Here is a 25,205-nt window from a genome sequence, read left to right as displayed (position 1 = left end):
GAGCGTGGCGGACGCGGAGGCGCACCTTTCGCGATGGGAGCGCACGGCTCGAAGCGGCATCTGACGCATCGACGGATCAAAGCCGATGGTGTCATCTAGCCTGCTTCACAGATGTGTTGGTCAACTCGCTGGCGGGGTGGGTCATGACGGCAGGGCGGATCGTGGCGTGGGCGGCCGGGGTTGTCGCGCTCGGGCTCATCGGGGTTGCCGTCCTCGTTGACCTCGACAGCGGCGACCGGATCGCGAGCGTCGTCGGGGCTGTGGTGAGCCTGGCGGTGGCCGCGTACACCTTCGTGGGCTCGCCCGCCGGTTCCGGGCGCCGTATCCGGGCCGGACGGGGCGCGACTGTCATCGACGGGGACGTGAGCGGCAGTGCCGTCGGGCGCCGCTCGAAGGTCGTCGGGCCACGCACGGCACCCCGGACGGGTCGCGGGCGTTCGCGAGGCGGCGGTGACGTCCAGGCCGGGCCGGACAGCAAGGTGGTCCTCGGGGACGTTCGCGACAGTGCGCTCGGTGACGAGAGCGAGCGTCGGTGACGCTGTGGCGGAAGCGCCGGACGGAGGAGCGAGTCGCCGTCGGCGGGAACGTCGGGTACAGCGCGGTCGGACCGTACAGCTCCGTCGTCGTCCACCAGGCGGCCCCTCCGGGCGCGGACGCCGTGGCCTGGCCGCTGGAGGTGGGCGCCGTGCCCGCGCTCGCCTCCGCGTTCCAGCCCCGGGCGGAGGTGCGGGAGCGGATCGACGCCCTGCGGGAGGAGGGGGAGACGGCTGTCCTCACGCAGGTCCTGTCCGGCGGTGGTGGGGTCGGCAAGTCGCAGCTCGCCGCTTCGTACGCGAGCCAGGCCGTCGCGGAGGGGGTGGACCTCGTCGTGTGGGCGCCGGCGGCCGAGATCCAGCAGGTCGTCACCCGGTTCGCCGAGGCGGGGGTGCGGGTTGCGGCGCCCGGGGTGACCGGGGCGGACCCCGAGGCCGACGCCCGGGCGTTCCTGGCCTGGCTGGCGACCACGTCCCGGCGCTGGCTCGTCGTCCTCGACGACATCGCCGATCCCGGTGCGGTGGAGGGGTGGTGGCCGGGGAGCCGTACGGGCAGCGGATGGGTGCTCGCCACGACACGGCTGCATGACGCGCGGCTGACCGGCGGCGGGCGGCGCCGGGTTTCGGTGGACGTGTACGGGCCGGGCGAGGCCGCCGCGTACCTGCGGGCGCGGCTCGCGGACGACGGACTCGCGGACGGGGCGGTGGGGGAGCTGGCGGCGGAGCTGGGGCACCTGCCGCTGGCCCTCGGTCACGCAGCCGCGTACATGATCAACCACGGGCTGGGGTGTGCGGCGTACCTGGAGCTGTTCCGGGGGAGCCGGTCGATCACGGAGCTGCTCCCGCCGTCCGCCGACGCCGAGGGCTACGGTCGGGCCATCGCGACGACGCTGCTGCTGTCGCTGGACGCGGCGGAGGCGGCGGGCCCCGCGGGTGCCGCACGGCGGGTGCTGGGCCTGGCCGCCCTGCTGGACCCTGCGGGGCATCCGGAGGCCTTGTGGCGTACGGAGGCGGTGCTGGCGTATCTCGGGGGGTGTGGGGCCGACGACGCCCGCGCGGCCCTGCGGGTGCTTCATCGGTACGCGCTGCTGACCTGCGACGGAGACTCGGTCCGTATCCATGCTCTGACGGCCCGGGCGGTCCGCGAGACCATTCCGGAGGAGGGGATGCGGGGGCTCGTCAGGGCTGCCGCCGACGGGTTGCTGCACCTCTGGCCGACCCCCGACCAGCCACACCGGGGTGCGGCCTCGGTTCTGCGGGCCAACACAGAGATCCTCGCCCACGCCGGCGAGCAGTGGCTCGTGCGCCCGACGATCCACGGGGTCCTCTACCGGTGCGGAGCCAGCTTGGGGGACGCGGGCATGGTGTCGTCGGCGATCGACTACTGGGCGGGCCTGCTCGCCGCGAGTGTGCGCCTTCTCCCACCGGGACACCCCGCCATCCTCGTCACGAGGGCCAACTTGGCCATGGCATACGGCAACTCCCACGAAACCGCCAAGGCTGTGGAGCTGGGGGAGCAGGTGGTCGCAGCCCACGAGCGGGAATTCGGCGCCGAGGATCTCGCGACGCTTGTGGCCAAGAGCAACCTGGCGGCCGTCTACATCAGGGTGAGGCGTACGGCCGAAGCCGTGACCCTGGGAGAGAGTGTTCTGGCGGCGCACGAGCGGATCCTCGGAATGGACCACCCCGACACCCTCGTGACGCGCGCGAACCTGGCTGCCTCGTACCTGTACTCGGGGCGCCTGGCCGAGGCTGTTGCTCTGGACGAGCAGGTGCTTGTCGATCGAGAGCGTCGACTCGGTGCTGATCACCCGGACACGCTGCTCGCCAGGGCCAACCTTGCCTATTCGTACAACAGGGCGGGGGCCCTGGCTGAGGCTACCGGGCTCCTCGCGCGGGCGGCCGCGGACGCAGAGCGCGTTCTGGGGCCGGAGCATCCGGACACGCTCACATACGGTGAGGCTCTGCGCAGCCTCCAGGCACAGCCCCGGCCCCTCTGGCGCCGCATCCTGCGCCGTTGACGCCTTCTGGCGGCAGACTGGAAGGCCACCGGTGATCACCGGCCCGACGGTCGTGACCCGGTAAGGGGTCGTCCCGTGTCGAGCCGGTGACAAAATCACCTAGTGACAGGTCGGTCTTCAATCCGTAGGGTGCTGAATATGGATATGCAGACAGTCGTCCTCGGCACGTCCGGCACGACCCCGCAGGACGTCATCGACGTCGCCCGCCACGGCGCCCGCGTCGAGCTGTCGACCGAGGCCGTGCGCGCCCTCGCCGCCGCCCGGGACGTGATCGACGCGCTCGCCGCCAAGCCCGAACCCGTCTACGGCGTCTCCACCGGCTTCGGCGCGCTCGCCACCCGGCACATCAGCCACGAGCTCCGTGCCCAGCTCCAGCGCAACATCGTCCGCTCGCACGCCGCCGGCATGGGCCCGCGCGTCGAGCGCGAGGTCGTGCGCGCGCTGATGTTCCTCCGGCTGAAGACCGTCGCCTCCGGTCACACCGGCGTCCGCCCCCAGGTCGCGCAGACCATGGCCGACGTCCTCAACGCCGGCATCACGCCCGTCGTCCACGAGTACGGCTCCCTCGGCTGCTCCGGTGACCTCGCCCCGCTCTCCCACTGCGCCCTCGCCCTGATGGGCGAAGGGGACGCGGAAGGCCCCGACGGTGAGCTGCGGCCCGCCGGCGAGCTGCTCGCCGCGCACGGCATCGCGCCCGTCGAGCTCAAGGAGAAGGAGGGCCTCGCCCTCCTCAACGGCACCGACGGCATGCTCGGCATGCTGATCATGGCCCTCGCCGACCTCGACACGCTCTACAAGTCGGCCGACATCACCGCCGCGCTCTCCCTCGAAGCCCTCCTCGGCACCGAGAAGGTCCTCGAACCCGAGCTGCACGCCATCCGCCCGCACCCCGGCCAGGCCGCCTCCGCCGCCAACATGCTGGCCGTGCTCAAGGGGTCGGGACTGACCGGGCACGCCCAGGCCGGTGAGGCGCCCCGCGTCCAGGACGCCTACTCGGTGCGCTGCGCGCCGCAGGTCGCCGGCGCCGGCCGCGACACCATGGCCCACGCCCGGCTCGTCGCCGAGCGCGAGCTCGCCGCCGCCGTCGACAACCCCGTCGTCCTCGCCGACGGCCGCGTCGCCTCCAACGGCAACTTCCACGGCGCCCCCGTCGCGTACGTCCTCGACTTCCTCGCGATCGCCGCCGCCGACCTCGGCTCGATCGCCGAGCGCCGCACCGACCGGCTCCTCGACAAGAACCGCTCGCACGGCCTGCCGCCGTTCCTCGCCGAGGACGCCGGCGTCGACTCGGGCCTGATGATCGCCCAGTACACGCAGGCCGCGCTGGTCAGCGAGATGAAGCGGCTCGCCGTCCCGGCCTCCGCCGACTCCATCCCGTCCTCCGCGATGCAGGAGGACCACGTCTCCATGGGCTGGTCCGCCGCCCGCAAGCTGCGCACGGCGATCGGCAACCTCAATCGGATCATCGCGGTCGAGATGTACGCCGCGACCCGGGGCATCGAGCTCCGCGAGGGTCTCACCCCGGCGCCCGCCTCCCGGGCCGCCATCGACGCGCTCCGCGCGGCCGGTGTCGCCGGGCCCGGCCCGGACCGGTTCCTCGCGCCCGACCTGGCCGCCGCCGACGCCTTCGTGAGCGCGGGCAAGCTCGTCGCCGCGGTGGAGCCCGTCACCGGGCCGCTGGCGTAATCGAGGGAGCAGACCAGAGCAGTGCGTAGGGCCCGCCTCGGGAATCCGGGGCGGGCCCTCCGTCGTGTCCGGACCGGGGGCTCAGGAAGCCCTGCCCCGCCGTCTCATCGCCAGCGCCACGAAACCCGCCCCGACCCCCAGGAAGCCCGTCCCGCCGAGCAGGTACGGCGTCGTGTCCAGGCGTCCCGTCTCCGCGAGGCGGGCGTCGCCCGCGGCCGGGTCGTCCTGGACGATGCCGATTCCCACCCGTACACCGCCCTGTTCGTCGGTGGCGTTGGCGGACGGTACGAACCACAGGGCGCACAGCAGCGTTCCCGCCGCGGCGGCGGTCAGAAGTGGGCGTCGGGCGGCGGACACGGAAATTTCGATCCCCCTTGCGGAAACCGCGCATCGGTCGGTGCGGCCGATGCTAATGAACACAGCGGGTCGCGGGAAAGCCGGGAGCCCGCCGCCCCCTACGCTCCGACTCATGAGTACTTCCGAGACAGCACGCTATGTACGCCTTCGTGTCGATGTGGTCCTGGAGATCGACGGTCCCGCCGAGCTGACCGAGGCCGCCGAGGGCCGGATCGACAGCGACGAGTTCATGCCCGAGGACGAGCGCGTCCAGGCCCGCGCCGCCGCCCGCGACGACAGCGCCGAGGCCCTCGCCTACCTCGTCGAGCCCTTCGACCTGATCCGCGGCGTCCCCGGGATCGAGATGGTTCAGGCCTCCTGGAGCACCGAGGAGGTCGTGTACGACCCCGATGCCCTGGAGTGGGACCTCGGAGAGGAAGATGGGGACGCGGAAGACGGGGAAGACGGGGACGACGACCGGGCTTAGGGGCGCGCACCAGCCGTAAGGCCGGAAAGCGACCTGTTCACAGGCCTCGGGACACCGTCCCGGGGCCTTTCGCATGCCCGTGGGAACCGGACGCACCACCCGTGCGTGTCGAACAGTGGTGTTCCCCACAAACCGTCCGGTTCCGGAACCGGACGGGGTGTCATGGGTATTTAGGTAAGCAGCGAAGCAAGCGTTGGCAGGACTCGGCGACGATGGAGATGCGTGTGATGACGGACGGCAAGCGCCGCAAGAGCCTGGCGGTCGCGGCCGCGGTGCTCGGCGGCGTATTGGTGCTCTCGGCGTGCAACGACGGCGACAAGGGCGGCAGCGCCGCCGGCTCCCCGACGCCACCGTCACAGTCCCAGGTCGACGAGGCCGCGGAGGCGGCCAAGACCTCCAAGGCGCAGATCGTCATCGCGCCCAAGACCGGCACGCAGAACGCGTCCATCAACAACGACGCCAAGGTCACCGTCACCGAGGGCAAGCTCACCGACGTCACCATGACGTCCGCCGAGGGCACCGCGGTCAAGGGCGAGATAGCGGCCGACGGACTGAGCTGGAAGCCGAGCGAGCAGCTGGAGCGGGCCACGGTCTACAAGATCGCGGCCACCGCCACGGACGCGGAGGGCCTGGAGGCCCACGAGAACTCGTCCTTCACGACGGTCTCGAAGGCGAACAGCTTCATCGGGAACTTCACCCCCGAGGACGGCTCGACCGTCGGCGTCGGCATGCCCGTCTCGATCAACTTCAACAAGGCGATCACCGACAAGGCGGCCGTCCAGGGCGGCATCACCGTCACCTCCAGCTCCGGCCAGGAGGTCGTCGGGCACTGGTTCAACGCCCAGCGCATCGACTTCCGCCCGGACAAGTACTGGACCGAGGGCTCGACCGTCACGCTGAAGCTGGACCTCGACGGCGTCGAGGGCGCCGACGGCGTCTTCGGCGTCCAGCAGAAGACCGTCACCTTCAAGATCGGCCGCAACCAGGTCTCCACCGTCGACGTCGCCACCAAGACGATGACGGTCACCCAGGACGGCAAGACGATCAAGACGATCCCGATCTCCGCCGGCTCCCCGGAGAACCCGACCTACAACGGTCAGATGGTGATCTCCGAGAAGTTCAAGGAGACCCGGATGAACGGCGCCACGGTCGGCTTCACCGACGACGACGGCAAGGGCGAGTACGACATCAAGGACGTGCCGCACGCCATGCGCCTGTCCACGTCGGGCACCTTCATCCACGGCAACTACTGGGGCCCGGACTCGATCTTCGGCTCGGCCAACACCAGCCACGGCTGCGTCGGCCTCAACGACGCCAAGGGCGCCGGCGACCCGAACCAGCAGGCCGCCTGGCTGTTCGACCACTCGATCGTCGGTGACGTCGTGATCGTCAAGAACTCCAAGGACAGGACGATCGCCCCCGACAACGGCCTCAACGGCTGGAACCTGAGCTGGGCCGACTGGAAGGCCGGCTCGGAGGTCTGATCCCCCCGGCACGTGTACGCGGACGAGGCCCCCTCCTGGTGGAGGGGGCCTCGTCGTTCACTCCCGTACGTCGGCGGGCTCGTCGTTCACTCCCGTACGTCGGCGGGCTCGTCGTTCACTCCCGTACGTCGGCGGGCTCGTCCACGCCCCACTGCGCGAGCAGCCGCAGCGCGTCCGCCGAGGCCGTCCCCGGCTCCGCGTGGTACGTCACGAGCACCAGGTCCGGATCGTCGCCCGCCACCTTCATCGACTCGTACGACAGGGTCATCTCGCCCACCAGCGGATGCCGCAGCCGCTTCGTGCCGTGCCCCTTGTCGGCCACCGTGTGCGCCGCCCACAACGAGCGGAACTCCTCGCTCTTCACCGACAGCTCGCCCACCAGCGCGAGCAGCAGCGGATCGTCCGGGTAGCAGCCCGCGTACAGCCGCAGCGTGCTCACGACCTCGACGGCCTTGCACTCCCAGTCCATGTACAGGTCGCGCGCGTTCGGATCGCGGAAGATCATCCGGGCCATGTTCCGCTCGTCCGGGTCCCAGGCCGTGAAGTCGCCCATCAGCGCCCGCGCCATCCGGTTCCAGGCCAGGATGTCGAGGCGGCGGCCCAGGAGGAGCGCGGGCACCCCGTCCATCGAGTCGAGGAGCTGGACGAGCCCCGGGCGGACCCGCTGCGGACGCGCGATCGCCGCCCGCTGCCGCTTCTTCACCGTCGGCTTCGCCAGATGCGTCAGATGCGCCCGCTCCGTGTCGCTCAGCCGCAGCGCCCGCGCGATCGAGTCCAGGACCTCCATCGACACGTTGCGGCCGTTGCCCTGTTCGAGACGCGTGTAGTACGCCACGGACACCCCGGCCAGCTGCGCGAGCTCCTCCCTGCGCAACCCCGGTACGCGGCGGTGGCGCCCGAACTCCGGCAGCCCCACGTCCTCCGGCTTCAGCCGGGCCCGGCGCGAGCGCAGGAATTCGCTGAGTTCGGCACTGAGATCCATGTGACCCGATTATCCCAGGTCGTACGAGCCGGCGGACGGACGTTCCTGTCCCTGCCAGTGGTAGGCACGCTGGACGTAGGCAGAACAGGTGGCTGGGTGATCCCGGCGTCCTGCCGCAGGCTGGGGCCATGACCACGAACGGCACCACCGTCCCCGCCTACGCCGCACCTGCCGCCAACGCCCCGCTGGAGCGCACCACCGTGCCGCGCCGCCCCGTCGGCGAGCACGACGTCCTCATCGAGATCAAGTACGCCGGCATCTGCCACTCCGACATCCACCAGGCGCGCGACGGCTGGGGCGAGGGCATCTTCCCGATGGTCCCCGGCCACGAGATCGCCGGCATCGTCGCGGAGGTCGGCTCCGGGGTCACGAAGCACCAGGTCGGCGACCGGGTCGGCGTCGGCTGCTTCGTCGACTCCTGCCGCGAGTGCGACTACTGCGAGCAGGGCCTTGAGCAGTACTGCACGCAGGGCGGGACCGGCACGTACAACGCCCTCGACAAGAACGGCGAGCCGACCTACGGCGGCTACTCCACCCACATCGTCGTCGACGAGAACTACACGCTCCGCATCCCCGAGGGCCTCGGCCTCGACGAGGCCGCGCCGCTGCTCTGCGCGGGCATCACCCTCTACTCGCCGCTCGCCCACTGGCAGGCCGGCCCCGGCAAGAAGGTCGCGATCGTCGGCCTCGGCGGCCTCGGCCACATGGGCGTCAAGATCGCCCACGCGCTCGGCGCCGAGGTGACCGTGCTCAGCCAGTCGCTGAAGAAGCGGGAGGACGGCCTCAAGCTGGGCGCCGACCACTACTACGCGACGAGCGACCCGGAGACCTTCACGAAGCTCGCCGGCACCTTCGACCTGATCGTCTCCACCGTCTCCGCGCCGCTGGACTTCGGCGCCTACCTGAGCCTGGTGAAGACGGACGGCGCCCTGGTCAACGTCGGCGCGCCCGAGGAGCCCGTCGCGCTCAACCTCTTCTCCCTCATCGGCGGCCGCAAGACCCTCGCCGGTTCGATGATCGGCGGCATCGCCGAGACGCAGGAGATGCTCGACTTCTGCGCCGCGCACGGTCTCGGCGCCGAGATCGAGGTGATCGGCGCGGAGCGGATCAACGAGGCGTACGAGCGGATCCTCGCGAGCGACGTCCGCTACCGCTTCGTCATCGACACGTCGACGATCTGACCCCGTGGCGTAGAGCTGTAGAGGCGTAGAGGCGTACGAGAGGGCCGGGGCGTGCCGCCGCCCCGGCCCCTTCGTCGTACCCGTGTCCCGTGTCAGCCGACGCGGATCTCCCGTACCGTCAGCCACGTCTCCAGGCCGGTCTGTGCCTCGGTGGTCCGCAGCCTGACGTACCGCGCCCGCGTCCCGGCCGGGGCCGTGAGCACGGTGTCGGGGCCGCCCGACAGCTCGCCGAGCGGCTGCCAGGTCGTGCCGTCGAGGGAGTGTTCCACCACGCCGCGGCGCGGGTAGCCCTGCGGCCGGTCGGGTGCGCCGAGCGCCAGCGTGACCGTGCCGATCTCCCGCTCGGCCCGCAGGTCGAGGCCGACCCAGGCGCCGGGCTTCGGGTCCCAGAGGCCGCGGAAGTGCGTCGCGTCCTCGCCGTCGGCGGCGCGCGGGATCAGGTTCTCCTGGTCCGGTTCGAGGTTGGTGATGCCCTTCGGGCGGGGGGTGACGCCGAGGAAGACGTCGTGTTCGGCGATCGCGTCGAGGACGAAGGCGTCGAGGACACCGTCCGCGACGATCACCGGGATCTTCAGTCCATAGAGGTGGGTGTACGTGAAGGACCGGGCGTGCGCGACCTGGCCGGGGAGGAGTGCGCGGAGCCGCGCGGCCTCACCGGTGTCGCCGTCGCGGACGGCGCCGGTCAGCGCGAGCGCGGTGCGGGCCGCCGTGCCCCAGGCCTCGGCGGAGTTCAGCCAGGGGCCGGTCTGCTCGACGAAGCGGCGGTCGGGCAGGTCGGCGCGGAGGACGGCCGGGGCGCTCTCGAAGACGGCGAGCTTCCCGTCCAGTACGGCCGCGGCGGCGGTGCGGTCGGCGGGCGCCGCGTTCCGGAAGCGGGCGATGGCGGCGGCGAGTTCGGGGGACTGGCGGCCGGTCATCCGGGAGAAGAAGCTGCCGTCGGCGAAGGTCCGCAGCGCCTGCCGCACGCGCCGGTCGCCGCCCGCCCGCTCCGCGAGCGCGGCGGTCCAGGCGGCGGCCGGGTCGTAGGCGCGGTCGTTCCAGAGGTACTCGGCGACCGTGAACAGGCCGATCTTGGAGGCGTCGGCCTGCGGCATCGGGTTCGCGGTGTAGCCGGCGAGGTCCTGGGGGAGGCCCTTCTCGCGGCCCTCCAGCGGGCCGAGCATCAGCCGGCCGGGGACGTAGTCGTTGACCGGGAAGTTGTCCCAGAGCAGGACGTCGTGGCCGAGGAGCCGCTTGGCCTCGGCCGCCTGGGCGCGCGTGATGGCCGGGGCGATGCCCGCGGTGCCGGTCCACTGGACGAGCACGCCGGGCGCCAGCTTCGTCTCGAGCGCCTTCTTGTACGGGGTCGCTTCGAGGTCGTAGTACTCCGTCGGCACCGTCTGGAGCGGGGCGGCGTCCGGATGGGCGGCGCGGAGGCCGTCGTTCACCCGGTTCAGGAACAGGGCCTGGGCCTCGCCGGCGGCGCCGCCGCCCGTGCCGAAGCGTTCCTTGTCGGCGTCGCAGTTCCAGGTGGTGTAGCTGATGTCGTCGAGCGGCACGGAGAACGACCGGACGCCGATGTCCCACACGCTCTCCAGCTTGGCGATCAGCGCCTGGGCCTCCTCGGGCGCGCTGTAGCAGACGGAGAGCCCGGGGGAGACGGCGTAGGTGAGGTCGACGTGCCGCGCGCGGGCCCGGTCGGACAGCTCCCGGATCCGGGTCACCTCGGCGGCCGGGTACGGCTCGCGCCACTTGGCCCGGAGGTACGGGTCGTCCTTAGGCGAGTAGATGTAGGTGTCGAGCTTGTGCTCGCCGTAGTAGTCGAGCTGGTCGAGGCGCGTGGCATGGGTCCACGGGGTGTCGTAGAAGCCCTCGACGACACCGCGCGCCGGGGCGGCCGGCCAGTCCCGTACGGTCACGCCCCGGAGGCGGGCCCCGGACGGGGCGGTGCGCGGCAGGAGTTGGCGCAGGGACTGGGCGGCGTAGTACGTGCCCCGGGCGTCCACGCCGGAGAGCGCGATGTGCTCCGTGCCGTCGGCGGTGCGGCCCGCGGCGAGGACGTGGCCGTCGGCGGGCAGGCCTGCCGGGCCGGGGACGCCGAGGGCGGACAGGGCCCCGGCCGTGGCGGGGTTCTCCCGCGGTCCGCCGATGTGGACGGTCAGTTGGCCGCGGACGGGGGCGGGCGCGCGCTGGAGGGTGCGGGCGCCCGCGTCGCGCAGGGCCTTCTCGACGACCTGGAGGGCGGCCGGGTCGGTCCGCGGGTCGGTCACCAGCGTCACGGTGGAGGTGACGGTGACGGCGTCGGCCCGGTGGGCGAACTGCTGCGGGGTGGGCGTGACGGCGGTTCCCGAGGAGGGCGCCGGGGCCGGGGCCGGTCCCGGATCCGCCGGTTCCGCGCCCGCCGGGTGGGCCGTGGGCAGTCCGAGGGCCAGGGCCAGCGCGGCGGCGGTGACGATCCGGGGCAGGGTGCGGCCGGGTTCGCCGGTGGTGCGGGTGTCGGGCATGTGGGGCGCTCTCCACGGGTCGCGCGCGGCCGGGCCGCGGGGGTCGGTCAGGAGCACAGGGACCTCATCAGCCACACGGTGGGGCGTCAACGCCCCTAGGTAGGGGGGTGGTCGTGTGGTCCCGCGGTTTCCGCTTCGCGCACGTCAATAGGGGGTGGGGCAGGGGGATTCACGGGTCTGTTCAGGGGGCAGGATCACTGGCGGTGTCCGGAGCGGGGCGGTTTCAATGTGATCCGGTTCGACCGTCCGCCGGCCGGTCCGCTTCCGGTCCGTCATATGTAGTCAGCAGCCGCTGCAACCCCAGGGAGCGTTGTGTCCCGTCGTCTGTTCACCTCGGAGTCCGTCACCGAGGGTCACCCGGACAAGATCGCTGACCAGATCAGCGACACCATCCTCGACGCACTGCTGCGGGAGGACCCCACCTCGCGCGTCGCCGTCGAGACGCTGATCACCACCGGCCTGGTGCACGTCGCCGGTGAGGTGACCACCAAGGCGTGGGCGGACATCCCCGCCCTGGTCCGGAGCAGGATCCTGGAGATCGGTTACGACTCCTCGAAGAAGGGCTTCGACGGCGCCTCGTGCGGCGTGTCGGTGTCCATCGGGTCGCAGTCGCCGGACATCGCGCAGGGTGTGGACACCGCGTACGAGAAGCGGGTCGAGGGTGCCTCCCGGAGGGACGAGGAGGACGAGCTGGACAAGCAGGGTGCCGGCGACCAGGGCCTGATGTTCGGCTACGCCTCGGACGAGACGCCCGAGCTGATGCCGCTGCCGATCCACCTCGCGCACCGCCTGTCGCGCCGGCTGACCGAGGTCCGCAAGAACGGCACCGTGCCGTACCTGCGTCCCGACGGCAAGACCCAGGTCACCATCGAGTACGACGGCGACCGGGCGGTCCGCCTCGACACGGTCGTGGTGTCCTCGCAGCACGCCTCCGACATCGACCTGGAGGGGCTGCTCGCCCCCGACGTACGGAAGTTCGTCGTGGAGCACGTGCTCGCGCAGCTCGTCGAGGACGGCATCAAGCTCGACACCGACGGCTACCGCCTCCTGGTGAACCCGACCGGGCGTTTCGAGATCGGCGGCCCGATGGGCGACGCCGGCCTCACCGGCCGCAAGATCATCATCGACACGTACGGTGGCATGGCCCGGCACGGCGGCGGCGCCTTCTCCGGCAAGGACCCGTCGAAGGTCGACCGCTCCGCCGCGTACGCGATGCGCTGGGTCGCGAAGAACGTCGTCGCCGCGGGCCTGGCCTCGCGCTGCGAGGTCCAGGTCGCGTACGCGATCGGCAAGGCCGAGCCCGTCGGCCTCTTCGTCGAGACCTTCGGCACGAACACGGTCGACACCGAGAAGATCGAGAACGCCATCGGCGAGGTCTTCGACCTGCGCCCGGCCGCGATCATCCGCGACCTCGACCTGCTCCGCCCGATCTACTCCCAGACCGCCGCCTACGGCCACTTCGGCCGCGAGCTGCCGGACTTCACCTGGGAGCGCACGGACCGCGTGGACGCCCTGAAGAAGGCCGCAGGGGTCTGACATGCGCATAGCCGTCACCGGGTCGATCGCCACCGACCACCTCATGACCTTCCCGGGCCGCTTCGCCGAGCAGATCCTGCCGGACCAGCTCGCCCACGTGTCCCTGTCCTTCCTCGTCGATACCCTCGACATCCGGCACGGAGGCGTCGCGGCCAACATCGCGTACGGCCTCGGCCTGCTCGGCCGCCGCCCCGTCCTCGTCGGCGCCGTCGGCAAGGACTTCGACGCGTACGGTCAGCTGCTCCGCGAAGCGGGCGTCGACACCGACGCCGTACGGGTGTCGGACCGGCACCACACCGCCCGCTTCATGTGCACCACCGACGAGGACGGCAACCAGCTCGCCTCGTTCTACGCGGGCGCGATGGCCGAGGCGCGCGACATCGACCTCGGCGAGACGGCCCGGCGGCCCGGCGGGCTCGACCTCGTCCTCGTCGGCGCGGACGACCCCGAGGCGATGGTGCGCCACACCCGGGTCTGCCGCGAGTTGGGCCTGCGCCGCGCCGCGGACCCCTCGCAGCAGCTCGCCCGGCTGGAGGGCGACAGCGTCCGGGAGCTCGTCGACGGAGCCGAGCTGCTGTTCACGAACGCGTACGAGCGGGCGCTGCTGCTCAGCAAGACCGGCTGGACCGAGGCGGAGGTGCTCGCCCGGGTCGGGACCTGGATCACCACGCTCGGCCCCAAGGGGTGCCGCATCGACACGGCCGACGGGCCGGGGATCGAGAGCGCGGCCGTGCCCGCGACGGACGCCGCGGACCCCACCGGCGGCGGCGACGCCTTCCGTGCGGGCTTCCTGGCGGCCCTGGCCTCCGGCCTGGAGATCGTCGACGCCGCCCGGGCGGGTGCCGCCATGGCCACCTTCGCCCTGGAGTCGGTCGGCCCGCAGACGTATGAGGTCACGCGGGTGGGACTCCACGAGCGACTCGTCGCCACGTACGGCCCCGAGGCCGCGGTGATCGCCCCCGCCCTCTTCAGCGGGGCCCTGTGACGGAGCCGACGGAGGCGGGCCGGACGACGGAGTCCGGCCCGCCCGTCGCCCATGCCGGGTCCGGCCCGCCCGTCGCGTACGCCGGATCCGGCCCGCCCGTCGCGTACGCCGGGGCCGGGACCGCAAGGGAGTCCAACGCCCGCTTCAAGCGCCTGATCGCCGACGGCACGACGGGCCTCTCTGTCGCCTTCGACCTGCCGACCCGGATGGGCTGCGACTCGGACACGCCGCTCGCCTCGGGCGAGGTCGGCAGGGCGGGCGTCGCGATCGACTCGATCGACGACATGCGGGTGCTGTTCGCGGGGATCCCGCTGGACACCGTGACGACGTCGATGGCGATCAACGCCCCGGCCGCGCTGCTGCTCCTGCTCTACCGACTCGTCGCGGAGGAGCAGGGGATCCCCGCGACCGCGCTGACCGGCACGATCCGCAACGACGTGCCGGAGGAGCACGACGCGCGGGGGAGGTACGTCTTCCCGCCGAAGCCCTCGCTGCGCCTGATGGCCGACATGTTCCGGTACTGCCGGGCCGAGCTGCCGCGGTGGACCACCGTCTCGGTCGAGGGACCGGAGCCGTACGAGCCGCTGCGGGCCGCTCCGGGCATCGAGGAGCGCCAGGCCGAACGCCTGGCGAAGCTACGGGCCTGGCGCTGCGGGGACCGCGTCCGGCGGACGCTCGCGGCCGTGACGGCGGCGGCGGGCGGCGACGACGACCTGATGCCGCCGATGAAGGAGGCCCTGGCCGCGGGGGCCACCGTCGGGGAGGTCTGCGACGCGCTCCGCGAGGCGTGGGGTTCGTCCACGCCGGTCGACGCGCAGAGCGACTGGCAGAGCGACAGGCGGAGCGACACGTCGCTCGACTCGCCGATCGGCACCCCGCTCCGCACCACCGTGTGATCCCGGCGTCCCGGGAGGCCCGACGGCCTCCCGGGACGCCTCACGCGGTGACGGACTTGTCCTGCGCCAGGCTCACCGGGAGATCGGCCCGGCGGGTCACGTTCAGCTTGCGGTAGACGCGCGTCAGATGCTGCTCGACCGTGCTCGCGGTGACACAGAGCCGGCGCGCTATCTGGCGGTTCGTCAATCCCCGTGCGGCGAGGGCCGCGACCCTGCGCTCGGCCTCCGACAGCAGGCCGACGTCCGGGCCGCCCGGCAGTTCGAGGTCGGGGCTCACGGCCTTCGCCCGGCGACCGCCGCGGCCCGGCACGATCTCCTCGGCCAGCGGATACGCACCGCAGGCCCACGCCATGTCACCGGCGAGGCGCGCGGTCATCCGGGCCCGGTAGTTGTCGCCCTGGGCCTGCTGGTGACGGCTCATCCCGGCCAGCGCACGGGCGTGTTCCAGCCGGTCGCCGCTGTCGTGCAGCATGTCGACCGCCTCCGCGTGCAGCCGCTCCGCCTGCTGGCCGTCCGCGGCCGCCGCGAGGACCCGCAGGGTGAGGCCCCGCGTGCGGGAGCGCCCGGGCCGCACCAGGGCGAGCTGGGCCTCGGCCAGCGCCCTGGCCTTCTGGCGGTTGCCGAGCCGCAGGTACACCTCGGCGGCCGAGGTCCGCCAGGGCACGATCGAGGGCTGGTCCAGGTTCCAGCTGCCCAGGATCTCCCCGCACAGCATGAACTCGCCGAGCGCCGCGTGCAGCCGCCCCGTCGCCAGCCAGTAACGGCCCCGGGCGTGCATGTACTCCATGCCGTGCCGCGAGTCGAACATCGCGTCCGGCACCGGCTGCCGCAGGACCCGTTCCGCCTGCTCGTACTCGCCGGCCTCCGTGCACGCGAGGAGCAGCGCGGAGAGGGGCACGCCCACGGCGAGCCCCCAGCTCTCCGGCGCCGCGTGGGAGAGCGCCAGCTCGGCCCGCTCCCGCGCCGTCGGGAGGTCCCCGCAGCGGATCGCGATCATCGCCCGGGTCGCGGCGAAGACCGCCTCCCAGCCCTGCGACCGCCGCTCCGAGGCCTCGGCGAGCAGCGCGTCCGACCAGAACAGCGCCCGGTCGAGCCGGTCGGCGTGGACGAGGACCAGGAGGGCCGTCTCCAGGGCCTCGTACGTCTCCTCCGAAAGACGGCAGCCCTGCAGTATCTGCTCGGCCTGCGCGACGGACGCGTTCTCCGGGCCCCGCTGGAAGACGCCCGCCTGGGCCTGGAGCGCGGTCGTCCGGGGCGCGAGCCGCACCGGCACGGGCCCCCGCTCCGGCTCGGGCGACGGCGGCAGGGACTCCAGGAGCGGAGGGCACAGCGCCGCCAGCCACATCCGGGTGAGCGACAGTTCCAGGGCGTCGGCGTCCGTGGCGGGCCGCAGCCGGGACAGCGCGTCGGCGGCCTCGGGCAGCCGCCCGTACCAGACGAGACAGCGGATCAGCGCCATGACCGGGTGGCTGGGGGGCAGTTCGCCGCCCAGGAGCCGGTCGAAGAGCGCGAGGGCCCGGGTCGTCATGTGCGGGTTCATCCGCCAGGAGGCCGCGACCAGGTGCGGGGCGAGGCGGGCCAGCTGGGTGTTGTCGGTGCTGGAGCGCACGGCGAACTCGAGGATCCGGAAGGCGTCGTCGAGGCGGTCGTCGAACAGGGCCTGCTGCGCGCCCCGTTCGAGCAGGGGCAGCGCCCAGGGGGCGTCGGGGGCGCCGCCGACGAGCAGATGACGGGCGACGGTGTCCTCGTCGGCGCCGTCGCGGTGCAGCTGCTCCGCGGCGCGCCGGTGCAGCTCGGTGCGGTCCGCGGCCGGCAGGTCCTGGAGGGCGGCCTCGCGTATCGCGGGATGCCGCAGGGTGCCGTCCTCGTCGAGGAGGCCGATGGCGGCGAGCTCCTGGAGGTGGCGCTCGACGGCGGTGGCCGTCGCACCGGTGAGCCGCTCCACGAGCAGCGGGTCGGACTGTTCGAGGACGGCGAGCCAGCGGGCGGTGTCCAGGGTGCCGTCGGCGCTGCGGTGCAGGCAGTCGAGGACGGCCTGGGCGAACGAGTCGCCGTACACGGGATCGTCGTCGCCGGCGGTGCCGAGGGTGGTGCGGGCCGCCTGCCGGTCCTGGGTCAGCGCCCGGAGGAGCAGCGGGTTCCCGCCGGTCGTCGCGTGGTAGGCGGGAGCGCGCCGTTCGGCGGCCTCGGGGCCGTAGTGGTGGGCGAGGAACCGGCGTACCCCGCTGGGGGGAAGGCCGGAGAGCCACATGTTGCGGCAGTGCGGCTGGCGGAGCAGCTCCGCGCGGAACACCCGGTAGCCGGCGCGCTGCGACGCGCGTTCGGTCATGACGAAGCCGATGCCGCCCTGCTCGTGGTGGGCGGCGCAGTGGAGAAGGAACCTCAGGGACGCGGTGTCGGCGTGGGTCAGGTCGTCGACGGCGACGAGGAACGGGGTGCGGCGGGCGACGGAGCGCAGCCAGTCGTGCAGCTGGTGCGTCTCGTCGACGCGGAGTGGGGCGTCGGCCGGGGACGTGCGGTTCCCGGCCCGCCGCGAGGCGGCGTCCACCAGGTCGCGGACGGCGGACGTGTCGGCGCCGTGTTGTTCGGCGCTGCGGAGTAACTGGCAGAGCACGCCCAGTGGGACGCCGCGGTCGCCCGGCAGCGCACGGACCGACCACACGGGCGTGCCCCGTTCGGCCGCCAGACGCCGGAGCGACCGCAGCAGCTCAGTCTTCCCGCTGCCGGCCGGTCCGGAGACGAGTAACAGTGTCCCGTCACCGGCGGCGGATGCGTCAAGAACGGCCCTGAGATGGGCTATCTCCCCGTCGCGTTCCACCAGATTCATCGCGGAAGTCCCCCTCGTCCGGGCGCCGAACCCTTCGGCCGTCCGACGATCACTCTAACCAGCTCTTGTTACGGCGAAAGGGGACCGATCCGGGCGACCGTACGTGACGGGCCGGCCACGCGGGCGCACCGGATTCAGCCGGTGCGCCCGCCCGCTTCCCGGCTTCGCCGCCAGCGGATCGGCAGGGCTTTGAGGCCGCGGATCATCGGGTTCGGGTACCAGACCAGTTCGCCGGGGGAGACGTCCAGGGCCAGGTCGGGGCAGCGTTCGAGCAGGGCGCGGACCGCGATCCGGGCCTCCATCCGGGCCAGTGGGGCGCCTAGGCAGAAGTGGATGCCGTGGCCGAAGGCGAGATGGCCGCGGGTGTCCCGGCGGATGTCGAAGCGGTGCGGGTCGGGGAAGCGCTCGGGAGTGCGGTGGGCGTCGGCCAGGACGACGAGGACCGTGTCGCCGGCCGGGATGACCGTGCCGTCCAGGTCGACGGGCTCGACCGGGAAGCGGTAGGTAGCGGACTCCACCGGGCCCTCGTAGCGCAGCATCTCCTCCACCGCGCCGTCCAAGAGCGTCATGTCGGCGCGCAGGGCGGCCAGCTGGTCCGGGTGCGAGAGGAGCGCGTACATGCCGTTGGAGATCAGGTTGACCGTGGTCTCGTGGCCCGCGACCAGCAGGATGTGGGCCATGCCGAGGAGCTCCTCGGGGGTCAGCCGGGAGCCGTCCTCGTCGCTGGTCCGCACGAGCGCGGCGAGCAGGTCCTCGCCGGGCCGCCCGCGCTTGGATTCGATGAGCCGGGAGAGGTAGCGGCTCATCTCGGTCATGGCGGTCTGGGCCTCGGCGGGGTCGTCCGGGAAGACGAAGGCGTCGGTCCAGCCGCGGAAGGCGGCGCGCTCCGGCTCGGGCACGCCGAGGAGTTCGGAGATCACGGTGACCGGCAGCGGCCAGGCCAGGGCCTCCATCAGATCGGCGCGTCCGTCGGGCGCCGCCAGCATGGCGTCCATGAGGCCGTCGACGATCTCCTCGACGCGGGGGCGGAGCAACTCGACGCGGCGCATGGTGAACTCACGGGCCACCAGCTTGCGCAGCCGGGTGTGCCGCGGCGGGTCGGACTCCAGCATGTTGTGGTTGAGCTGGGCCTCGGCCTCGGTCAGCGGAGTCGTGGAGTGTCGCCAGTCCTTGCTGAACCGCGGGTCGGCGAGGACCGCCCGCGCCCGGTCGTAGCCGACGACCAGCCACACCTCGTCCCCGTCCGGGGTGCGCACCCGGTGGGCCGGGCCCTCGGCGCGCAGTCTCGCGTACGTCGGGTAGGGGTCGGCCGCGAAGTCCTGCCCGAGGGCGGCCAGGTCGAGTACCGGGGGCGAGACGGTCGTTCCCTCGTGGGGGCGGCGCACTGAGAACTCCTGACTGGGAACCGGAAGCGGAACGGAAACGGGAAGAGGAACGGGACTTCTCGCACGTGCTCTTCCGCGGAGCGCGCCCCGGCCCTCCCGGCGGCTCCGCTGATTCCCGGATCTTGACAAGCATCACCACATTCGGGCCGCCGATGGAATACCTCGGGAGCGGATGTGATCCGAAGCACATCCGAAGAGCACAGTGTGCTCTTGTCGGTCCGTTGCGCGCGGATTAGAGTCCCCCCGAAATCGACCACCACAATCGACCATCGCGTCGTACGTCACGGTGGAGCGCGGCGACCTCGTTCGGGATTCCCGGATCGGCGAATCATTTCGTGACGGTGGCCCGGAGGGAACATCCGTGAAAAGCGCCTTATCCGACCTCGCATTCTTCGGCGGCCCCGCCGCTTTCGACCAGCCGCTCCTCGTGGGGCGGCCCAACCGCATCGACCGCGCCAAGCTCTACGAGCGGCTCGACCGGGCCCTCGACGGCCAGTGGCTGTCCAACGGCGGCCCGCTCGTCCGCGAGTTCGAGCAGCGCGTCGCCGGCCTCGCCGGGGTCCGGCACGCCGTGGCCACCTGCAACGCCACGGCGGGACTCCAGCTCCTCGCGCACGCCGCCGGCCTGACCGGCGAAGTGATCATGCCGTCGATGACGTTCGCCGCCACCCCGCACGCGATGCGCTGGATCGGCCTCACCCCGGTCTTCGCCGACATCGACCCGGACACCGGCAACCTCGACCCCGAGCAGGTCGCCGCCGCGGTCACCCCCCGCACCTCGGCCGTCCTCGGCGTCCACCTCTGGGGCCGCCCCTGCGCCGCCGACCAGCTGCGGAAGGTCGCCGACGAGCACGGCCTGAGGCTGTTCTTCGACGCCGCGCACGCCCTCGGCTGCGCGGTCGACGGCCGGCCCGCCGGCAGCCTCGGCGACGCCGAGGTCTTCAGCTTCCACGCCACCAAGGCCGTCAACGCCTTCGAGGGCGGCGCCGTCGTCACCGACGACGCCGACCTCGCCGCCCGGATCCGCGCCCTCCACAACTTCGGCTTCGACCTGCCCGGCGGCAGCCCGGCCGGCGGGACCAACGCCAAGATGAGCGAGGCCGCCGCCGCGATGGGACTCACCTCGCTGGACGCGTTCCCCGAGGTCGTCGCCCGCAACCGCGGCAACCACGCCGCCTACCGCGCGCAGCTGGCGGACGTCCCCGGCGTCCTGGTCGCCGACCACGACCGGCACGGCGTCAACAACCACCAGTACGTGATCGTCGAGATCGACGAGGACACCACCGGCATCCACCGCGACCTCGTCATGGACGTCCTGCGGGCCGAGGGGATCCACACCCGCGCCTACTTCTCCCCGGGCTGCCACCAGCTGGAGCCGTACCGCGGCCGGCCGCACGCCCCGCTGCCGCACACCGAACGCCTCGCCGAACGCGTCCTCTCCCTGCCGACCGGCACCGCCGTCGGCGACGACGACATCCGCCGCGTCGGCGACGTCCTGCGGTTCTGCGCGGCCCGGGGCCACGAACTGACCGCGCGCCACCGCGACACGACCCCCCTGACCTCCACGCCCACGATTGGACGCTCCTGATGACCGCCCCTGCCCCCGCCGCCACCGCCCCGGCCGAACGCTGCGCGCACCCCGGAGCCGATCCCGGGGCCGCGGCCCACGCCGTCGGCCAGGCCCTCGTCGCCGGCGGCCTCGTACCGTCCGACGAGGCCGGGACCACCGCCGAGCAGCTGGTCCGGCTCGCCGTGCGCTACGGCAACAGCCCCTTCACCCCGCTGGAGGAGGCCCGCCAGGACCTGGGCGTCGACCGGGACGCCTTCCGGCGCCTCCTCGCCCTGTTCGGGCAGGTCCCGGAGCTCCGCGTCGCCGTCGAGACCGGCCCCGCGGGGGCGTACTGGAAGAACACCCTGCTGCCCCTCGAACAGCGCGGCGTCTTCGACGCGGCCCTCGCCAGGAAGCCCGTCTTCCCGTACAGCGTCGGCCTCTACCCCGGCCCGACCTGCATGTTCCGCTGCCACTTCTGCGTCCGCGTGACCGGCGCCCGCTACGACCCGTCGGCCCTCGACGCCGGCAACGCCATGTTCCGGTCGGTCATCGACGAGATACCCACGGGCAACCCCTTCGCCCTGTACTTCTCCGGCGGCCTGGAGCCGCTCACCAACCCCGGCCTCGGCACCCTGGCCACCCACGCCACCGAGCACGGCATGCGGCCCACCGTCTACACGAACTCCTTCGCGCTCACCGAGCGCACCCTGGAGCGCCAGCCCGGCCTGTGGGGCCTGCACGCCATCCGCACCTCGCTCTACGGCCTCGACGACGAGGAGTACGAGCAGACCACCGGCAAGAAGGCCGCCTTCCGCCGCGTCCGCGAGAACCTCCGCCGCTTCCAGCAGCTGCGCGCCGAACGCGAGTCGCCGATCAACCTCGGCTTCGCCTACATCGTGCTCCCGGGCCGCGCCCGGCGCCTGCTCGACCTGGTCGACTTCATCGCCGACCTCAACGAGGCCGGCCAGGGCAGGACGATCGACTTCGTCAACATCCGCGAGGACTACAGCGGCCGTGACGACGGCAAGCTGCCCCAGGAGGAGCGGGACGAGCTCCAGGAGGCCCTCGCCGCCTTCGAGGAGCGGGTCAACGAACGCACCCCCGGCCTCCACATCGACTACGGCTACGCCCTGAACAGCCTGCGGGCGGGGGCCGACGCCGAACTGCTGCGGATCAAGCCCGCCACCATGCGGCCCACCGCGCACCCGCAGGTGTCGGTGCAGGTCGACCTCCTCGGCGACGTGTACCTGTACCGCGAGGCCGGCTTCCCCGACCTGGACGGCGCGACCCGGTACATCGCGGGCCGCGTGGACCCCGACACCTCCCTCACCGAGGTGGTCCGCGACTTCGTCGAGCGCGGCGGCCAGGTGGCGCCCCACGACGGCGACGAGTACTTCATGGACGGCTTCGACCAGGTCGTCACCGCCCGCCTGAACCAGCTGGAGCGGGACACCGCGGACGGCTGGGAGGACGCCCGCGGCTTCCTGCGCTGACCCGCCCCCGCACGCTCTCCCCTTCCGAGGGCCCGGCCGTCCGGCCGGGCCCTCGGTGTTTTCCCACCCCCCCAAAGGCGCGGCGGTACTCCCCCTGCACATCCCCTAGCGCCCCCCTATCTCCGCCACGCCAACCGTTAATACCGGCCTTCTCCTGCTAGCTTCCGGGAATGAAGGGAATAGTCCTGGCCGGCGGGAGCGGAACTCGACTGCATCCGGCGACCTCGGTGATTTCGAAACAGATTCTTCCGGTCTACAACAAACCGATGATCTACTATCCGCTGTCGGTTCTCATGCTCGGCGGTATTCGCGAGATACAAATCATCTCCACCCCCCAGCACATCGAACTCTTCGAGTCGCTGCTCGGAAACGGCAGCCACCTCGGAATCGCACTCGACTATGCGGTCCAGAAAGAGCCCGCGGGAATCGCGGACGCGCTGCTCGTCGGCGCCGGCCACATCGGCGACGACACCTGCGCCCTGATCCTGGGCGACAACATCTTCCACGGGCCCGGCCTGTACACGCTCCTGCGGGACAGCATCGCGCGGCTCGACGGCTGCGTGCTCTTCGGCTACCCGGTCAAGGACCCCGAGCGGTACGGCGTCGCCGAGGTGGACGCCGAGGGCCGGCTGACCGGCCTCGTCGAGAAGCCGGTCAAGCCACGGTCCAACCTCGCCGTCACCGGCCTCTACCTCTACGACAACGACGTCGTGGACATCGCCAAGAACATCCGGCCCTCGGCGCGCGGCGAGCTGGAGATCACCGACGTCAACCGCGTCTACCTGGAGCGCGGCCGGGCCGAACTCGTCGACCTGGGCCGCGGCTTCGCCTGGCTGGACACCGGCACCCACGACTCGCTCCTCCGGGCCGCGCAGTACGTCCAGGTCCTGGAGGAGCGGCAGGGCGTCTGGATCGCCGGCCTCGAGGAGATCGCCTTCCGGATGGGCTTCATCGACGCCGAGGCCTGTCACCGCCTGGGAGAACGCCTCTCCCGCACCGAGTACGGCACGTACCTGATGGAGATCGCCGGCCGCGAGGGAGCCCCGTGAGGGCCACGACGCCTCGCGACCGCCGCGTACGCGCCACCGACAGCGCCACCGACAGCGCCACCGACAGCGCGCCCGGCCGTGTGACCGACAGCGCGACCCACCACGCCACCGAAAGGAAACAGCAGTGCGGCTTCTGGTGACCGGAGGTGCGGGCTTCATCGGCTCGCACTTCGTGCGGCAGCTCCTCGCCGGGGCGTACCCCGACGTGCCCGCCGACGAGGTGATCGTCCTCGACAGCCTCACCTACGCGGGCAACATCGCCAACCTGGCCCTCGTCGCCGGCGACCCGCGGCTGCGCTTCGTCCACGGCGACATCCGCGACGCCGAGCTCCTCGCCCGGGAGCTCGACGGCGTCGACGCCGTCGTCCACTTCGCGGCCGAGAGCCACGTGGACCGCTCCATCGCGGGCGCGTCCGTGTTCACCGAGACCAACGTGCAGGGCACGCAGACCCTCCTCCAGTGCGCCCTCGACGCCGGCGTGGACCGGGTCGTGCACGTCTCCACCGACGAGGTGTACGGGTCGATCGACTCCGGTTCCTGGACCGAGAGCAGCCCGCTGGAGCCCAACTCCCCCTACGCCGCCTCGAAGGCCGGCTCCGACCTCGTCGCCCGCGCCTACCACCGGACGTACGGCCTCGACGTGCGGATCACCCGCTGCTGCAACAACTACGGGCCGTACCAGCACCCCGAGAAGCTGATCCCGCTCTTCGTGACGAACCTCCTCGACGGCGGGACGCTGCCCCTGTACGGCGACGGCGCCAACGTCCGCGAGTGGGTCCACACCGACGACCACTGCCGGGGCATCGCGCTCGTCCTCGCGGGCGGCCGGGCCGGCGAGGTCTACCACATCGGCGGCGGCCTGGAGCTGACCAACCGCGAACTCACCGGCATGCTCCTGGAGTCGCTCGGCGCCGACTGGTCGTCCGTCCGGAAGGTCGCCGACCGCATGGGCCACGACCTGCGCTACTCCCTCGACGGCGGGAAGATCGAGCGCGAGCTCGGCTACCGGCCGCAGGTCGCCTTCGCGGACGGCCTCGCACGCACCGTGCGCTGGTACCGGGAGAACCGCGACTGGTGGGAGCCGCTCAAGGCACCCGCGCCGGAGCTCACCGCGGGGGTGGCCTCGTGACCCCCCGCGTCCCCTTCCTCGACCTCAAGGCCGCCTACGAGGAGCTGCGCGCCGAGACCGACGCCGCCATCGCCCGCGTCCTCGACTCCGGGCGCTACCTCCTCGGGCCCGAACTCGAAGGCTTCGAGGCCGAGTTCGCCGCATACTGCGAGACCGGCCATGCCGTCGGCGTGAACAGCGGCATGGACGCCCTCCAGCTGGCGCTCCGCGGCCTCGGCATCGGACCCGGCGACGAGGTGATCGTCCCCTCGCACACGTACATCGCCAGCTGGCTCGCGGTGTCCGCCACCGGCGCGACCCCCGTGCCCGTGGAGCCCCACGAGGACCACCCCACCCTGGACCCGCTGCTCGTCGAGAAGGCGATCACCCCCCGCACCCGGGCGCTCCTCCCCGTCCACCTCTACGGGCACCCGGCCGACCTGGACGCCCTCCGCGACCTGGCGGCCCGGCACGGCCTGCACATCGTGGAGGACGCCGCGCAGGCGCACGGCGCCCGCTACCGGGGCCGGCGGATCGGCGCCGGGTCGTCGGTGGCCGCGTTCAGCTTCTACCCGGGCAAGAACCTCGGCTGCTTCGGCGACGGCGGCGCCGTCGTCACCGGCGACCCCGAGCTCGCCGAACGGCTGCGGATGCTCCGCAACTACGGCTCCCGGCAGAAGTACAGCCACGAGATGAAGGGCACCAACTCCCGCCTGGACGAGATGCAGGCGGCCGTCCTGCGGATCCGCCTCGCCCACCTGGACGGCTGGAACGGCCGCAGGTCGGCGCTGGCCGCGGAGTACCTGTCCGGGCTCGGCGGGCTCCCCGGCATCGCCCTGCCGGTGACCGCACCCGACACCGACCCGGTCTGGCACCTCTTCACCGTGCGCACGGACCGCCGCGACGACCTGCGGGACCACCTGGACGCCCGCGGCATCGACACGCTCACGCACTACCCGGTGCCGGTGCACCTCTCTCCCGCCTACGCGGGCGACGCCCCGGCGGAGGGCTCGCTGCCGCGCGCCGAGAGCTTCGCGCGGCAGGTCCTCAGCCTGCCGATCGGCCCGCACCTGCAGCGCGAGCAGGCGCTGCGGGTGATCGACGCCGTACGCGAGTGGGCCCTCCGCTAGGAAGGCCCGAGAAAAGGCGGTGCCCGCCACCCTTCCGGGTGGCGGGCACCG

General features: G+C 72.4%; 20 protein-coding genes and 1 pseudogene. 16 read left to right on the top strand and 5 right to left on the bottom strand.

The features are described 5' to 3' along the window. The first annotated feature begins 143 nt into the window (after nt 1-143). From ACIBG6_RS37505 to hutH, 3 genes are all read left to right on the top strand, one after another. On the top strand, nt 144-536 hold the full coding sequence (locus ACIBG6_RS37505) for a hypothetical protein (RefSeq protein ID WP_399227251.1): 393 nt from the start codon (nt 144-146) through the stop codon (nt 534-536). Next, a complete protein-coding gene (locus ACIBG6_RS37500; RefSeq protein ID WP_399227250.1) occupies nt 533-2,554 on the top strand; it encodes a tetratricopeptide repeat protein in 2,022 nt (673 codons plus the stop codon). Before ACIBG6_RS37505 ends, ACIBG6_RS37500 begins: the two co-directional genes overlap by 4 nt. A gap of 144 nt (nt 2,555-2,698) precedes the next feature. Next, the gene (gene hutH, locus ACIBG6_RS37495) at nt 2,699-4,240 is read left to right on the top strand and encodes a histidine ammonia-lyase (RefSeq protein ID WP_399227297.1); all 1,542 of its coding nucleotides are present in this window, start codon (nt 2,699-2,701) and stop codon (nt 4,238-4,240) included. 81 nt (nt 4,241-4,321) lie between these two features. On the opposite strand, the gene ACIBG6_RS37490 is transcribed toward hutH, so the two are convergent. Then, nucleotides 4,322-4,597 (bottom strand): hypothetical protein, encoded by a 276-nt coding sequence (locus ACIBG6_RS37490; protein WP_399227249.1) that lies wholly within the window; start codon nt 4,595-4,597, stop codon nt 4,322-4,324. A 112-nt stretch (nt 4,598-4,709) separates the two neighbouring features. On the opposite strand from ACIBG6_RS37490, the gene ACIBG6_RS37485 reads away from it, so the two are divergent. Beyond that, on the top strand, nt 4,710-5,063 hold the full coding sequence (locus ACIBG6_RS37485) for a hypothetical protein (protein WP_399227248.1): 354 nt from the start codon (nt 4,710-4,712) through the stop codon (nt 5,061-5,063). 212 nt (nt 5,064-5,275) lie between these two features. Next, the gene (locus ACIBG6_RS37480) at nt 5,276-6,547 is read left to right on the top strand and encodes an Ig-like domain-containing protein (protein ID WP_399227247.1); all 1,272 of its coding nucleotides are present in this window, start codon (nt 5,276-5,278) and stop codon (nt 6,545-6,547) included. Between the two features lie 115 nt (nt 6,548-6,662). Here the strand turns inward: ACIBG6_RS37480 and ACIBG6_RS37475 are convergent, their stop codons facing one another. After that, entirely contained in the window at nt 6,663-7,529 is an 867-nt protein-coding gene (locus tag ACIBG6_RS37475) for a helix-turn-helix domain-containing protein (RefSeq protein WP_399227246.1), read from the bottom strand. A gap of 128 nt (nt 7,530-7,657) precedes the next feature. Between ACIBG6_RS37475 and ACIBG6_RS37470 the strand changes: the two genes are divergently transcribed. Then, nucleotides 7,658-8,710: an NAD(P)-dependent alcohol dehydrogenase gene (locus tag ACIBG6_RS37470; RefSeq protein WP_399227245.1), complete on the top strand. Its 1,053-nt coding sequence runs from the start codon at nt 7,658-7,660 to the stop codon at nt 8,708-8,710. 92 nt (nt 8,711-8,802) lie between these two features. On the opposite strand, the gene ACIBG6_RS37465 is transcribed toward ACIBG6_RS37470, so the two are convergent. Beyond that, nucleotides 8,803-11,193, bottom strand: a complete 2,391-nt coding sequence (locus ACIBG6_RS37465; protein WP_399227244.1) for a beta-N-acetylglucosaminidase domain-containing protein — start codon at nt 11,191-11,193, stop codon at nt 8,803-8,805. 312 nt (nt 11,194-11,505) lie between these two features. On the opposite strand from ACIBG6_RS37465, the gene metK reads away from it, so the two are divergent. From metK to ACIBG6_RS37445, 4 genes and pseudogenes are all read left to right on the top strand, one after another. Then, a complete protein-coding gene (metK, locus tag ACIBG6_RS37460; protein ID WP_399227243.1) occupies nt 11,506-12,729 on the top strand; it encodes a methionine adenosyltransferase in 1,224 nt (407 codons plus the stop codon). 1 nt (nt 12,730) lies between these two features. Next, nucleotides 12,731-13,714 (top strand): carbohydrate kinase family protein, encoded by a 984-nt coding sequence (locus ACIBG6_RS37455; RefSeq protein ID WP_399227296.1) that lies wholly within the window; start codon nt 12,731-12,733, stop codon nt 13,712-13,714. Then, nucleotides 13,711-14,275: pseudogene (locus tag ACIBG6_RS37450) on the top strand (methylmalonyl-CoA mutase family protein); the annotation flags it as partial. The gene ACIBG6_RS37455 and the pseudogene ACIBG6_RS37450, both read left to right, overlap by 4 nt. Then, nucleotides 14,248-14,610, top strand: coding sequence for a methylmalonyl-CoA mutase family protein (locus tag ACIBG6_RS37445; RefSeq protein WP_399227295.1), 363 nt, complete (start codon nt 14,248-14,250; stop codon nt 14,608-14,610). The pseudogene ACIBG6_RS37450 and the gene ACIBG6_RS37445, both read left to right, overlap by 28 nt. Before the next feature lie 40 nt (nt 14,611-14,650). Here the strand turns inward: ACIBG6_RS37445 and ACIBG6_RS37440 are convergent, their stop codons facing one another. Together ACIBG6_RS37440 and ACIBG6_RS37435 are read right to left on the bottom strand one after the other, a co-directional pair. Further along, nucleotides 14,651-17,437, bottom strand: coding sequence for an ATP-binding protein (locus ACIBG6_RS37440; protein ID WP_399227242.1), 2,787 nt, complete (start codon nt 17,435-17,437; stop codon nt 14,651-14,653). Between the two features lie 134 nt (nt 17,438-17,571). After that, nucleotides 17,572-18,822, bottom strand: coding sequence for a cytochrome P450 (locus ACIBG6_RS37435; protein ID WP_399227241.1), 1,251 nt, complete (start codon nt 18,820-18,822; stop codon nt 17,572-17,574). Nucleotides 18,823-19,183: 361 nt separating this feature from the next. Between ACIBG6_RS37435 and ACIBG6_RS37430 the strand changes: the two genes are divergently transcribed. The 6 genes from ACIBG6_RS37430 (at nt 19,184) to ACIBG6_RS37405 (ending at nt 25,154) form a co-directional block, all read left to right on the top strand. Further along, nucleotides 19,184-20,410, top strand: a complete 1,227-nt coding sequence (locus ACIBG6_RS37430; protein ID WP_399227240.1) for a dTDP-4-dehydro-6-deoxyglucose aminotransferase — start codon at nt 19,184-19,186, stop codon at nt 20,408-20,410. Further along, a complete protein-coding gene (desII, locus tag ACIBG6_RS37425; RefSeq protein ID WP_399227239.1) occupies nt 20,410-21,867 on the top strand; it encodes a dTDP-4-amino-4,6-dideoxy-D-glucose ammonia-lyase in 1,458 nt (485 codons plus the stop codon). Before ACIBG6_RS37430 ends, desII begins: the two co-directional genes overlap by 1 nt. A gap of 170 nt (nt 21,868-22,037) precedes the next feature. Continuing rightward, nucleotides 22,038-22,916 (top strand): glucose-1-phosphate thymidylyltransferase RfbA, encoded by an 879-nt coding sequence (gene rfbA / locus ACIBG6_RS37420; protein ID WP_399227238.1) that lies wholly within the window; start codon nt 22,038-22,040, stop codon nt 22,914-22,916. After that, a complete protein-coding gene (locus ACIBG6_RS37415) occupies nt 22,913-23,056 on the top strand; it encodes a hypothetical protein (protein ID WP_399227237.1) in 144 nt (47 codons plus the stop codon). The genes rfbA and ACIBG6_RS37415 overlap by 4 nt, the downstream gene beginning before the upstream one ends. Next, on the top strand, nt 23,041-24,045 hold the full coding sequence (gene rfbB / locus ACIBG6_RS37410; RefSeq protein WP_399227236.1) for a dTDP-glucose 4,6-dehydratase: 1,005 nt from the start codon (nt 23,041-23,043) through the stop codon (nt 24,043-24,045). The genes ACIBG6_RS37415 and rfbB overlap by 16 nt, the downstream gene beginning before the upstream one ends. Continuing rightward, on the top strand, nt 24,042-25,154 hold the full coding sequence (locus ACIBG6_RS37405) for a DegT/DnrJ/EryC1/StrS family aminotransferase (RefSeq protein ID WP_399227235.1): 1,113 nt from the start codon (nt 24,042-24,044) through the stop codon (nt 25,152-25,154). Before rfbB ends, ACIBG6_RS37405 begins: the two co-directional genes overlap by 4 nt. Nucleotides 25,155-25,205: the final 51 nt, after the last annotated feature.

It is taken from the genome of Streptomyces sp. NPDC050842, from assembly GCF_044456565.1.
Taxonomy (GTDB): Bacteria; Actinomycetota; Actinomycetes; order Streptomycetales; family Streptomycetaceae; genus Streptomyces.
The sequence above is the reverse complement of the archived record's forward strand: the minus strand, read 5'-3'. Positions and strand labels throughout refer to the sequence as shown.

Coding starts and splice junctions, on each gene's coding strand:
- ACIBG6_RS37505 (WP_399227251.1), top strand. CDS start 144: ATGACGGCAGGGCGGATCGTGGCGTGGGCGGCCGGGGTTGTCGCGCTC.
- hutH (WP_399227297.1), top strand. CDS start 2,699: ATGCAGACAGTCGTCCTCGGCACGTCCGGCACGACCCCGCAGGACGTC.
- ACIBG6_RS37485 (WP_399227248.1), top strand. CDS start 4,710: ATGAGTACTTCCGAGACAGCACGCTATGTACGCCTTCGTGTCGATGTG.
- ACIBG6_RS37480 (WP_399227247.1), top strand. CDS start 5,276: ATGGAGATGCGTGTGATGACGGACGGCAAGCGCCGCAAGAGCCTGGCG.
- ACIBG6_RS37475 (WP_399227246.1), bottom strand. CDS start 7,529: ATGGATCTCAGTGCCGAACTCAGCGAATTCCTGCGCTCGCGCCGGGCC.
- ACIBG6_RS37470 (WP_399227245.1), top strand. CDS start 7,658: ATGACCACGAACGGCACCACCGTCCCCGCCTACGCCGCACCTGCCGCC.
- ACIBG6_RS37465 (WP_399227244.1), bottom strand. CDS start 11,193: ATGCCCGACACCCGCACCACCGGCGAACCCGGCCGCACCCTGCCCCGG.
- ACIBG6_RS37455 (WP_399227296.1), top strand. CDS start 12,731: ATGCGCATAGCCGTCACCGGGTCGATCGCCACCGACCACCTCATGACC.
- ACIBG6_RS37440 (WP_399227242.1), bottom strand. CDS start 17,437: ATGAATCTGGTGGAACGCGACGGGGAGATAGCCCATCTCAGGGCCGTT.
- desII (WP_399227239.1), top strand. CDS start 20,410: ATGACCGCCCCTGCCCCCGCCGCCACCGCCCCGGCCGAACGCTGCGCG.
- rfbA (WP_399227238.1), top strand. CDS start 22,038: ATGAAGGGAATAGTCCTGGCCGGCGGGAGCGGAACTCGACTGCATCCG.